This is a genomic window from Saccharicrinis aurantiacus, from assembly GCF_947489045.1.
In the GTDB taxonomy this organism is placed as follows: Bacteria; Bacteroidota; Bacteroidia; order Bacteroidales; family Marinilabiliaceae; genus Saccharicrinis; species Saccharicrinis aurantiacus.
Map to the genome: position 1 here is coordinate 20,021 of NZ_CANLCN010000006.1, position 12,576 is coordinate 32,596.

Sequence of the window (12,576 nt, forward strand, 5' to 3'; positions counted from 1 at the left end):
AAGAAAATAAGGACAGTTAGCAAGTCGCAAATTAATTTTATTCGGAGTTTTTGGGTAGTTCTTTTTAATATAAAAAGAAGCTGATTGAGCATTTTATTTATTAACGGACGGGTAGTTTGTAGAACAGCAATATGAAAATGCCTAAAAATAGAAAAAGCTGCCTTACCAGACAGCTTTTGAATTTTATAAATTTACTTGCTCCATATCGAGCAGTGTTTCATCTTTTAGTTTTTCAATGGCTTTTTCACGAGCATCTTTTAATGCATATTCAAAGCTTCCGGGTTGTATCCCTTTTACGCCAGAAAAGCCATCAGAAAAAATCTCCATTTGTGTTTTATTATCAACGATTGAGATATTTACATCAGCAAAAACAATATATAAAGAATAGCCACTTCCCTTTTTTTCGTCTCCTTTGGTAAATGAAGAATTTATTTTAACGATAAAATCCGCATTCTCTTCATCTGTGGTAATATTGAAATATGAACTTGCTAATTCAGACTTGATCATCTTGCTAAATACATTGGCACTTGCACTATTTCCGAAAGATTTTTCATCAATAACTAAATATGCAGATGATTTTTGTACCTCGATATTAAAAATAGTTGTTGGTAAAAACTCATCGTGAAAAAAGGCTTTCAGTAAAATACGTGTTTCTGCATTTTCTTTTTCGAATAAGGGAGCTACATTAAATTTTGCAGTAATCTCTTGACTTTTTCTTTTTGAAATTAAACGTGTGATATCGCAACCTGCAACACCCTCCCTATTGGTGGCTTCCGGAGATGATAATTCTCCTTCTCCCTTTGAAAAGTAAAATTTCAGGGGTAAGTTAGATAAAGCTCTTTTATCACCCATGGCATCCGCATATGAAGCATGCAGGCTTAGTGGTACCTTTAACTCTTTACTAAATTGTAATTGATAATTTGGTTGGTCCGCTTGAAGATGAACTGCTTTAAAGGCATCTTGAACGCCTGCGAAAATTGCTGATCCTAAATTTATAGTCCCTTCAATATCTTTATAGGTAAGATCTTCGTTAACGTGAGGTTGAATGGCTTTTATTGCCTGAACATATAATAATAATGCTTGATAAATATTACCGCCTGAAACGGCTTTTTGCGCATCGTAGTAGTACGTAGCACTCATTTTCTTTGCATAATCGAGTTTCATCTCTTTTTGCATTGCGTACTTGTCTTTTGATAAGCGTACTAATACCCAATACTCTTTTTTATCTTCCCAAGTAAGTACCTCGTAACCTTCGAGTGTTGCTTCAACGGATTGTGATGTGCTAGACTCAAATTCTTCTTTAACCTCGTAATTGTTTTCGAACTGTCGGAGAATGGAATTGGAAGAAATGGTTACTTGTATCTCAGAACTCATTTCTTTTAATGCCTTGTTACGGGCGTTTGTTCTATAAGTAACATCGCCACCAATTTTAGGAGTCATGGCTCTACCCATGTAGTACGAATTATCTGCAGGGCGCTGTTTAACCCAATCGGGCTTGCGTTTGGCATTTAACTGATTTGTTGATGAGCATGAAAGTAGAACAATTGCTACTAAATGTATTGCTAATATTCGTATACTATCCATATTGGTTTAAATTTAAAATTAGAGCTTTAAATTATCCAAAGCATTGTAAATATAATTTGGTTCAAATCCTCTTGAAGAGGCAAAACGCACTAAGGATGCTTTTTGTTTATAAGGATCTGTTTCTTTACTTTTTGATTTCTTTTGCTCTAGTAAAAGCATTAAGGTTTGAAAGTACTCATCTTTATTGATTTCATCAAGAGCTGAGTCAACCATTTTTCCAGATATATTCTTAGCCTTTAATTGATAACGAATTTTTACCTTGCCCCACTTGTTAAATTTAAACTTATCTTTTACATAAACTCGTACATAGCGCGTTTCATCGATAAATTTCTCCTCAATAAGTTGATCAATTATTTTGGCGATATCAGCCGCGTCAATTTGCCAATCGTAGAGCTTCTTTTCTATATCGAAAATACACTTTTCTTGGCGTGCACATACGGCCGCAACTTTAATAAATGCATCTTTTGCTGAGATCATCGGTAATATTATATTTTACATCATATAACAGTTGTTAGTTATTGATGTTTAACGAACATAGATAGTTTTTACGTTTACAAATTCGTGCATGCCCATTAGCGATAGCTCTCTACCATAACCACTTTCTTTTATACCTCCAAAAGGTAATCGTGGATCTGATTTAACATGTTCGTTGATGAAACAACAACCTGCCTGTATCTTATGCGCTCCTATTTCAATAGCTTTTTCAATATTACGGCTGAAAATTGCAGAACCTAAACCGAATGAGGTACTGTTTGCTATTTTAATTGCTTCCTCTTCATTTTCTACACGAATGAGTGCGGCAACAGGACCAAATAATTCTTGGTCATAAGCAGGCATACCGCTCTGCACATTTCCGAGTACTGTTGCAGGAAAGAAGAAACCATCTTCATCGTCGTTAATTGTACCGCCACATAGAAGCTCGGCACCTTTTGAAATTGATTTGTTTACTTGGCGTAATAAATCTTCGCGGATATTCCCTCGAGCCATTGGCCCTAATTTATTTTCTTCATTAAAAGGATCGCCGTAAGTTACCGCTTTCATTTTTTCAACAAAAAGCTTTGTAAAGGCATCATACACTTTATCCATAATAATGAACCGTTTTGCACCAATGCAACTTTGACCAGTGTTGATAAGCCTTCCTGCTACACAGCAATCAACTGCAGCATTAATATCTGCATCTTCAAGTATAATATATGGATCGCTTCCTCCTAATTCTAGTACGCACTTTTTTAAGTATTTTCCTGCAGTTTGAGCCACTGCTTTACCTGCTTGAGTGCTGCCGGTTAAGGATATTGCAGCTACTTTTTTATTGGCAATAATACGCTCAACCTTTCTGTTAGAAACTAAAACTGTACGAAATACATCAGCTGGGAACTTAGATTCTAGAAATAAGTCTTCAAGGGCAATTGAACATCCTGGAACATTAGAGGCGTGTTTTAATAATACTGTATTGCCTGCCATGATAGCTGGAATTGCAAAGCGAAATACCTGCCAAAAAGGAAAGTTCCATGGCATTACTCCAAAAATAACTCCTAAGGGGCGATAAGTAATGTATGACTTTTGAGCCTCTGTTTGTATATGAGTGTCTTTTAGGAATTCTTCAGTATGATTGGCATAATATTCACACAACTCTATACACTTATCAATTTCTGCATGTGATTCAGCGATAGGCTTACCCATTTCATGTGTTATGGTAAAGCTATAAGCTTCTTTTTTCGTTTCGAGCAGAATTGCTAGGTGTCGTAAGTATCCTATACGTTCTTCAATTTGGCTTTCTCTCCATACGGCTTGTACCTCATAAACATCGCGTAAGATGTTTTCAATATCTTCCCATTGTGATTCGGGAAATTCTCTACTAATCTCTCCTGTAGCCGGATTGATACTTTTAAGAAGCATGTTTTTCCTATTTTATTGCAGTAATAAAGTTACGGCAAATATGGGAAATTTGAAGTAAGATGCAATTAAGTTTATGTGTAATTCGGTATCACCGTCCTTAATTAGAATGATATTAAACAAGATATTCTATATATCGTCACTTTTTAAATATCGTTTATTTACTGATGGAATGTTTGTTAGTATTGTAGTTTGGGGTTTAGGCTAAATCGTACTGCATATTAATATTGTTCATATAAAATACAGATTAAACTCATATCAAACTCACGTTTAAGTGAGTTTGATGTGAGTTTAATCTGAGTCAGATATGTTTTTTATGCAATGACATGAGTTATTTATTGTATTACATTGTGGTATTTATATATCACCTAGTATAATTTCAAGAAAAATCCGATGCTATTGAATAACATCGGATTATATATTTTATGCAGACTGTATTTAATATACCGCTTCCGCAACTTTACGTACGCTTTGTGTGGCCATCATGGTATAATAATGAATAATTGGTACACCATGTTTCTTTAATTCTAAAGATTGCTGTGTGCACCATTCAACGCCAACTTGTTTGACGGCATCGTTGTCTTTACACTTACGAATTTCTTTGGCAAAGGCTTCTGGTATTTCACAACTGAATATTTTAGGTAAAATAGTAAGCTGATTAGCTGTTGTGATAGGTTTAATACCTGGAATAATTGGTACAGTAATGCCAATGGCTCTACATTTATCTACAAAATCGAAATACTTTTGATTGTCGAAAAACATTTGAGTCATTACGTACTCGGCACCAGCATCAACCTTAGCTTTAAGGTGTAATAAATCGGAGTCCATATTTGGAGCCTCTTCGTGGCGTTCAGGATATCCGGCAACACCGTAAGCAAAAGGCGTTGCTACAGGCTCATTCGCTGTTCCATCTAAATATTTACCACGGTTAAAATCGTTCACCTGATTGGCTAAATCAATGGCATATTGGTTACACTCTTCTGTGCGAGCAGGATATTTATCCTTATGGGTATCATCACCTCGTAATACTAGAATATCGTGTATGCCTAAAAAGTTAAGATCGATTAAGGCGTACTCAGTTTCACTTTTTGTAAAGCCGCGACCAATTATATGAGGAATCACTTTAATCCCAAATTTATTTTGGATAGAAGCTGCTACAGCTACCGTGCCAGGACGTTTACGAATAATACGTTTCTCAATTAATCCCTTGTCGTTAGTGACAAAAGAAAACTCCTCGCGATGGGAAGTAATATTAATAAACTGAGGATCGAATTCCTTAAGTGATTCAATAGTTTTATAAACCTTCTCAATATCGTTTCCCTTTAATGGAGGTAATAACTCAAATGAGAATTTGGTCTCTTTATTTTTTAATACTAATTCTGCAGCAGTCATATTTTATTTAGTTTGAAGGCTGAAGTGAGTCGTTTTAAGTGTAGAACACCATACTCTGCTTCAACTATTCTAATACATACTCTTTATTAACTTTATTGGTAAACAGTTTTTGTTGCTAAACAAAGAACTTGACAACCTATATTATTTATAACTCAAATTTAAAGGTACCCATTTTTCAATTTCTTCGATGGCAACCCCTCTTCTATCAGCTATATCTTGTATTTGATCTTTACCTACTTTTCCCATTCCGAAATAAACTGCCTCAGGGTGACCAAAATATAGTCCACTTACAGATGCATTAGGGAACATGCTGTAATGCTCTGTTAATGTAATACCCGTGTTTTCTTCAGTATTCATTAATTCGAAAAGTAATTTCTTTTCAGAATGATCAGGACAAGCTGGATAACCTAATGCTGGGCGTATCCCTCTATATCTTTCTCGTATAAAATTCTCTGTATTGAACTCTTCATCGGGTGCATAGCCCCAGAATTCGCGACGTACTCTAAAGTGCAATAACTCAGCAAAAGCTTCGGCACATCTGTCGGCAAGTGATTTTAATAAAATAGAGCTATAATCATCGTGATCGGCTTCAAAAGCCTTTTCCCACTTATCAACACCTAAACCTGCAGTAACCGCAAATCCACCAATATAATCCTTCACACCTGAGTCAATTGGTGCCACAAAATCAGACAAACAATGGAATGCCTTTTTACCTGGCTTATCTTGTTGCTCTCGCATTTGGTTAAAACGACCACGCTCTAAAGTTCTTGTTTCATCGGTATAAACCACAATATCATCACCATCACTTTGCGCAGGGAATAAACCAAATACAGCTTTCGCTTTGGTCATTTGTTCTTTCTCCATTCTATCAAGCATAGCTTGAGAATCGTTCCAAAGTTTCAGTGCTTCTTTTGCTTTATTTTGGCTTAACTCAGTTTTAAATTGTGCCAACCATGTGGTTTCTTCTTCAGGCGTATTAACAGATTCAATACCGTCGTAATTACCCGTTAATTGCCATGCTTGGAAGAAGAAAGTCCAATCTATAAATTTCCGAATCTCACTTAAATCGTAATCATCAAAAACTTTAATTCCTGTAAATTGAGGCGTTGTAATATCTTCTTGCTTCCAATCTATTTTGTAATTATTTGCTCTTGCCTTAGCAATAGGAGCTATAACGGTAGCCTTTTTATTGGCATTTCTCTCTCTTAACTTTTCATATTCTTCACGAATGGCTAAGCCGAAAGATTCTCTGCTGTTATTAGATAATAACTGACTTACCACCTGTGCGCTTTTTGAGGCATCTTTAACATGCACCACAGGATGATTATAATTGGGCTCAATTTTTACCGCAGTATGAATTTTTGAAGTTGTTGCACCTCCAATTAATAAAGGTACCTCAAAATTCTTCGCTTTCATTTCTTTGGCCACATTCACCATTTCTTCTAGAGAAGGCGTAATTAAACCACTTAAGCCAATAATATCTACATTGTGTTTAATAGCTTCCTTCAAAATAGTTTCGGTAGGAACCATTACACCCAAGTCAATTATTTCGTAATTGTTACAGGCTAGAATAACACCCACAATATTTTTACCAATATCGTGCACATCACCTTTTACAGTGGCCATTAATATCTTTCCGTTCGAAGATGCAGCACCTTCAACTTTTTCAGATTCTATGATTGGCTGAAGAATGGCTACTGCCTTTTTCATCACACGCGCAGTTTTAACCACCTGTGGTAAAAACATTTTTCCATCACCGAATAAATCACCCACCACATTCATACCATCCATTAGTGGTTGTTCAATTACGGATAGGGCAGTTGGGTATTTCTCTATGGCTTCAGGGATATCTTCATCTAGAAAGTCACTAATTCCCTTAACCAAACAATGGGTTAAGCGTTCTTCAAGTGTTCCTTCGCGCCAAGCAGCAACTTGTGCTTCCACAACGCCTTGATCTTGGTCCTTGATCTTATCGGCATAATCAACCAAACGATCCGTTGCATCAGCTCTGCGGTTGAATACTACATCATCAACATAGCCCAATAATTCCTTATCAATATCATCATAAACCTGAAGCATAGCTGGGTTCACAATACCCATATCTAAACCTTCTTTAATGGCATGATATAAGAATACTGAATGGATTGCCTCACGCACCACATTGTTTCCGCGGAACGAAAACGATAAATTACTGATACCACCACTAATATGTGCATGTGGCAAATTAGCTTTAATCCATTTTACCGTTTCAATAAAATCAACGGCATAATTATTATGCTCTTCAATACCCGTGGCAATAGCCAATACATTGGGATCGAAAATAATATCTTGTGGCGGAAAGTTCAATTCTTCTGTTAATATCTTATAAGCTCTTCCGCATATTTCTATTCTGCGCTCGTAGGTATCGGCTTGACCTTTCTCGTCAAATGCCATAACCACAACCGCAGCACCATATTTTTTAATAATAGATGCTTCGTGTTTAAATTTCTCTTCGCCTTCCTTAAGTGATATAGAATTTACAACCGATTTACCTTGTAAACATTTTAAGCCGGCTTCTATTACTTCGAACTTCGAAGAATCGACCATGACAGGAACCTTGGATACATCAGGCTCAGCCATCAGCATATTTAAAAAGGTCACCATTTCTTCTTTGGCCTCTAACATGGCATCATCCATGTTTACATCCACAATCTGTGCTCCGTTTTCAACCTGATGACGCGCAATAGATACAGCCTCTTCGTATTTCTTCTCCTTAATTAAACGCAAGAACTTACGAGAACCGGCTACGTTACAACGCTCACCTATATTCACAAAGTTGGTATCGGCACGCATTTGTAGCGATTCCAATCCACTTAAGTGCGTAATGTCTGAAGGCTTTTGTTTGGGATGTACCTCAAATTTTGTAGCTGTGTTTGCCAATGCAGCAATATGCTCTGGTGTTGTTCCGCAACAACCACCTAATATATTTATTCTACGTTTGTCTAACCAAGTAGCAATCAAATCCGACATTTCATCGGGCGTTTGGTCATATTCCCCAAACTGATTTGGTAATCCTGCATTGGGATGTGCGCTGACATAGAATGGTGAACTTTTAGCTAATTCCGTAATGTAAGGTTCTAACTCAGCTGCCCCTAATGAACAGTTTAAGCCAACGCTTAAGATATCCATGTGCGAAATAGAATCTAAGAAAGCTTGTAAGGTTTGTCCGGATAAAGTACGCCCGCTGGCATCGGTAATTGTACCCGAAACCATAATAGGTAACTTCACTCCCTTTTCTTCAAAAACCTCATCTATGGCAAATAAACAAGCTTTTGCGTTTAAGGTATCAAAAACGGTTTCAATCATCAATAGATCAGAACCGCCATCTATTAAAGCATGAATTTGCTCCTTATATGAATCTTTAACTTCATCGAAAGTTGCAGCTCTGTAACCCGGATTATTAACATCGGGCGAAAGCGAAAGTGCAATATTTAGCGGACCAATAGAACCGCAAACAAAACGAGGTTTATCAGGGTTATTAGCCGTAAACTCATCGGCAATTTCACGAGCCAAAGTAGCCGCAGCAAGGTTAATATCACGAACCGCATTTTGCATATCGTAATCAGCCTGCGAAATAGAAGTCGAATTAAAAGTATTGGTTTCAATAATATCTGAACCAGCCTCTAAATATTTGGCATGAATCTCTTTAATAACATGTGGTTGTGTTAGAGATAGTAAGTCGTTATTACCTTTCACTAGTTTATGAAAGTCCTTGAAACGTTCACCGCGGTAATCTTCTTCTTCAAGCTTATAGGTTTGAATTAAACTACCCATTGCGCCATCTAAAATCAGAATACGCTCTTCAATCGCCTTATATAGTTGCTCTGTTCTACTCATTCAATCTAGTATTTGCCAATTAAACTAATTGTACAATAAAAGGTTTACGCATTAAGCGAAACAAACCCCTTAAACCATGACATTTATCAATCATTAACAATTAGCGTGCAAAAATAGCAAAATATTAGGCACAAAGGCCATATTAGTATAAGATTGTTAGAAGCAATTCATTTCATATCTTATTTGTAGAAATATCATTAAATAAAAAAGCACCAATTACAAATAGTAATTGATGCTTTATATAATAAGTTTAAAATTTCTTATTGAGATAAAGCCTCTGCACCGCCAACAATTTCTAATATTTCGTTTGTAATTGCTCCTTGACGTGCTTTGTTGTAACTTAATTCTAAATCGCTAATTAATTCACTTGCATTATCTGTTGCCTTGTGCATAGATGTCATTCGGGCACCATGTTCTGAAGCAATAGATTCAAGTATGGAACTGAAAAACATTGTTTTTAATGACTTAGGAACTATATCTTCAAGAACGGCACTCATGCTTGGCTCGTAAATATAATCAGATGTTTGATTTACATCAATCTTAGGCAGTTCTATTGGCAGGAATTGCTTTGCACTCACATTCTGTACCGCTGCATTTACAAACTCGTTATAAACAAGAATTACTTTATCGTATTTTTTATTTAAGAAGTCGAGAATGATTTGATCAGAAATTAGTTCCACATTATGGAATGCTATATCGCTATAAACTGCATTGTTTGAAATTGCACAGAGTGTTCCTGCTGTTTTTAAAAGCTTTTCACCTTGTTTCCCAATCGACATAACATCAACTTTTGATTGTTGATGTAGATCGCTAAAATCAGTGTTTAATAGTTTGTTAACTTCTTTACTAACGTTAGAATTAAAAGCACCACACAAACCACGATTAGATGTAATCATTACGATTAATACCTTTTCTAAGTCCCGTTCTTCAGTAAGTTTTAATTGATGACCTTCCTCCAAAGAACTTATAATATCATAAATAATATCATTTAGTTTTTCGGCGTAAGGTCTAATCTTAACAATATCGTCTTGTGCTTTTTTAAGCTTGGCAGCAGATACCATTTTCATGGCACTGGTTACCTGACGTGTTGTTTTTACCGAATCAATTCTGGTTCGTATGTCTTTTAAACTAGCCATCTATATTTTATTCATCTGATTTATAACGTCGGGCAACATCTTTAGCCACACTTGTTATTACTTCCATTTCAGCATCTGTTATCACTCCTTTAGATAGGTTTGAAACTGCATCTGCGTGACGCATCTCTAATTCATCGATAAAGTTAGTTTCAAACTCTTTAACCTTTTCTAATGCTACATCAGACATTAAGCCTTGCGTACCACAATAGATTAAAGCGACTTGATGTGCCACTTTAGCAGGTGAATATTGAGGTTGTTTTAATAGCTCAACATTTTTACGACCCTTATCTAAAATCGCCTTTGTAGCGGGATCAAGATCAGAACCAAATTTTGAGAAAGCTTCAAGTTCGCGATATTGAGCTTGATCAAGTTTTAGTGTACCAGATACTTTCTTCATCGCTTTAGTTTGGGCACTACCACCTACACGAGAAACGGAAATACCTACATTAATGGCTGGTCGTACTCCGGCATTAAATAAGTTGCCTTCAAGGAAAATTTGACCATCAGTAATGGAAATTACATTGGTTGGGATATAGGCAGATACATCACCAGCTTGTGTTTCAATAATTGGAAGTGCAGTTAATGAACCGCCGCCTTTTACTTTTCCTTTAATCGAATCAGGTAGATCATTCATTTTTGATGCAATCTCATCTGACTCAATTATTTTTGCAGAGCGTTCTAATAAACGTGAATGCAAATAAAATACATCCCCAGGATAAGCTTCGCGACCAGGAGGACGACGAAGTAGTAACGAAACCTCACGATATGAAACCGCTTGCTTCGATAAATCATCATAAATAATTAAGGCAGAACGGCCTGTGTCTCTAAAATACTCTCCAATAGCAGTACCTGTAAAGGGTGCATAAAATTGCATTGCAGCAGGATCGGCAGCGGTTGCAGAAACTACTGTAGTGTAAGGCATTGCGCCATACTTTTCTAATGTATTTACAATTCCGGCTACAGTTGATCCTTTTTGCCCCACAGCAACATAAATACAGTATACTGGATTGCCTTGATCGTAGAATTCTTTTTGATTAATGATGGTATCAATGGCAATGGCTGTTTTACCAGTTTGACGGTCGCCAATAATCAACTCACGCTGACCACGGCCGATTGGAATCATTGAATCAATAGCCTTTAAACCTGTTTGTAAAGGTTCTTTTACCGGTTGACGGTATAAAACACCAGGCGCTTTACGTTCAAGGGGAAATTCATAAACTTCACCTTCAATGGCACCTCGTCCATCGATAGGATAACCATTAGTGTCTACAACACGTCCGAGCATACCATCGCCAACTTTTACCGAAGCAATTCTATTGGTACGTTTTACAATATCGCCTTCTTTAATCCCAGTAGAAGATCCTAAAAGAACAACCCCGACATTATCTTGCTCAAGGTTTAAAACAATACCATTGCAACTTTCAAACTCAACAAGTTCGTTAGCACGTACATTTTGCAAGCCGTAAACACGGGCAATTCCATCACCTACCTGCAGCACAGTACCAACCTCTTCAAGATCAGTATTAGAAGTAAAACCTTCTATCTGTTTTTTTAATAATTCCGATATCTCGGCTGGCTTTATTTTTTCCATTGGTATTAATCTTTAACCAGTAGTAACTAACTTAATAGTTGTTTTTTAATTTGTTTTAGCTTTGATGAAATTGTAGTATCAATTAATTTTCCATCAAGCATAAGCATAAATCCTCCAATTAAATGTTCTCTTACAACAACTTCTAATTCAACAATAGATTTAAGCTCTTTTGCTAAAAAGGACTGAATATCAGTAATGTATTCTTTATCGAGCTGAATGGCTGTATAAAGCGTAACTGTTTTTATCTGTTGTTCCTTTTTATACATTGCAATGAAATCCAAAGTAATGTATTGAAGCATTCCTTCTCGATTGTTATCAACTAGCATAGTTAAAAACTTCATGGTAACTTCATTCACATGCTCCCCGAAAACATCTTGAAATAATTTCTTTTTCTTATTTTTCGGTATTACAGCACTATTGAGAAATTCGCTTAGTTTGTTGCTATTGCCATATTGCTCTTTTATCAATTGCATATCTTCATTCACCTTTTCAGAGATGTTTTTATCTATGCTTAATAAATATAAGGCTTTTGCGTAACGAACAGATATTAAACTATAATCCATGAAATTTTATTCGCTTAATTAGTTGAAATTCGCTTTGTCCAAGTGCTTGTTGATTAATTCCTTTTGTTTTTCATCTGTATCAATTTCTTTATCGATAAGAATACTGGCAATTTGAATTGACATGTCAGCTACTTGGTTCTTTAATTGATTAATGGCCGTTAGCTTATCTGTTTCGATTTGTTTACGGGCAACATTTAACAATTTTTGCGTTTCCTCCTGAGCGCTTTCTTTTGCCTCAGCAAGAATGCTATCTTTTAAAGCACGAGTATCTTTTAAGAGCTCATCTCTTTCCTTTTTAGCCTCATCCATCATTTTTTGACGGGTTGCTACCATTTCTTCAACATCAGCCTTAGCTTTTTCTGCTGCTTGTAAAGAATATTCAATGGTATCTTCTCGCACTTTTAGGGCTTGTAGGATTGGTCCCCAAGCATATTTTTTTAGTGCTAAGAATAATCCAACAAACGAAATGGTAGTCCAGATGACTAAACCAGGATTTGGAGTTAATAAAAAGTCCATAGTCTTAAATTTAACCCATACAAAT

Annotated in this window: 9 protein-coding genes; all 9 read right to left on the minus strand. The window is 36.1% G+C overall.

Annotation, left to right across the window (positions count from 1 at the left end):
• Window positions 1-183: 183 nt before the first annotated feature.
• Complete coding sequence (locus QMO11_RS08515; RefSeq protein ID WP_282036894.1) at window positions 184-1,584, minus strand: LPP20 family lipoprotein; 1,401 nt, start codon at window positions 1,582-1,584, stop codon at window positions 184-186.
• 18 nt (window positions 1,585-1,602) lie between these two features.
• Window positions 1,603-2,061 (minus strand): regulatory protein RecX, encoded by a 459-nt coding sequence (locus QMO11_RS08520; protein ID WP_282036895.1) that lies wholly within the window; start codon window positions 2,059-2,061, stop codon window positions 1,603-1,605.
• A gap of 48 nt (window positions 2,062-2,109) precedes the next feature.
• Complete coding sequence (locus tag QMO11_RS08525; RefSeq protein WP_282036896.1) at window positions 2,110-3,480, minus strand: NAD-dependent succinate-semialdehyde dehydrogenase; 1,371 nt, start codon at window positions 3,478-3,480, stop codon at window positions 2,110-2,112.
• Between the two features lie 435 nt (window positions 3,481-3,915).
• On the minus strand, window positions 3,916-4,869 hold the full coding sequence (locus QMO11_RS08530) for a methylenetetrahydrofolate reductase (RefSeq protein WP_282036897.1): 954 nt from the start codon (window positions 4,867-4,869) through the stop codon (window positions 3,916-3,918).
• Window positions 4,870-5,010: 141 nt separating this feature from the next.
• Window positions 5,011-8,745 (minus strand): methionine synthase, encoded by a 3,735-nt coding sequence (metH, locus tag QMO11_RS08535; protein WP_282036898.1) that lies wholly within the window; start codon window positions 8,743-8,745, stop codon window positions 5,011-5,013.
• Window positions 8,746-9,005: 260 nt separating this feature from the next.
• Window positions 9,006-9,881, minus strand: coding sequence for an ATP synthase F1 subunit gamma (gene atpG / locus QMO11_RS08540; RefSeq protein WP_282036899.1), 876 nt, complete (start codon window positions 9,879-9,881; stop codon window positions 9,006-9,008).
• 7 nt (window positions 9,882-9,888) lie between these two features.
• Complete coding sequence (gene atpA / locus QMO11_RS08545; protein WP_282036900.1) at window positions 9,889-11,472, minus strand: F0F1 ATP synthase subunit alpha; 1,584 nt, start codon at window positions 11,470-11,472, stop codon at window positions 9,889-9,891.
• Between the two features lie 26 nt (window positions 11,473-11,498).
• A complete protein-coding gene (atpH, locus tag QMO11_RS08550; RefSeq protein ID WP_282036901.1) occupies window positions 11,499-12,035 on the minus strand; it encodes an ATP synthase F1 subunit delta in 537 nt (178 codons plus the stop codon).
• An 18-nt stretch (window positions 12,036-12,053) separates the two neighbouring features.
• Window positions 12,054-12,551, minus strand: a complete 498-nt coding sequence (gene atpF, locus QMO11_RS08555) for a F0F1 ATP synthase subunit B (RefSeq protein ID WP_068474800.1) — start codon at window positions 12,549-12,551, stop codon at window positions 12,054-12,056.
• Window positions 12,552-12,576 lie beyond the last annotated feature (25 nt).

What these genes read in the sequence shown, in the direction of transcription:
- QMO11_RS08520 (WP_282036895.1), bottom strand. Translation starts at nt 2,061, where the DNA reads ATGATCTCAGCAAAAGATGCATTTATTAAAGTTGCGGCCGTATGTGCA.
- atpF (WP_068474800.1), bottom strand. Translation starts at nt 12,551, where the DNA reads ATGGACTTTTTATTAACTCCAAATCCTGGTTTAGTCATCTGGACTACC.
- QMO11_RS08525 (WP_282036896.1), bottom strand. Translation starts at nt 3,480, where the DNA reads ATGCTTCTTAAAAGTATCAATCCGGCTACAGGAGAGATTAGTAGAGAA.
- QMO11_RS08530 (WP_282036897.1), bottom strand. Translation starts at nt 4,869, where the DNA reads ATGACTGCTGCAGAATTAGTATTAAAAAATAAAGAGACCAAATTCTCA.
- atpG (WP_282036899.1), bottom strand. Translation starts at nt 9,881, where the DNA reads ATGGCTAGTTTAAAAGACATACGAACCAGAATTGATTCGGTAAAAACA.
- metH (WP_282036898.1), bottom strand. Translation starts at nt 8,745, where the DNA reads ATGAGTAGAACAGAGCAACTATATAAGGCGATTGAAGAGCGTATTCTG.
- atpH (WP_282036901.1), bottom strand. Translation starts at nt 12,035, where the DNA reads ATGGATTATAGTTTAATATCTGTTCGTTACGCAAAAGCCTTATATTTA.
- atpA (WP_282036900.1), bottom strand. Translation starts at nt 11,472, where the DNA reads ATGGAAAAAATAAAGCCAGCCGAGATATCGGAATTATTAAAAAAACAG.
- QMO11_RS08515 (WP_282036894.1), bottom strand. Translation starts at nt 1,584, where the DNA reads ATGGATAGTATACGAATATTAGCAATACATTTAGTAGCAATTGTTCTA.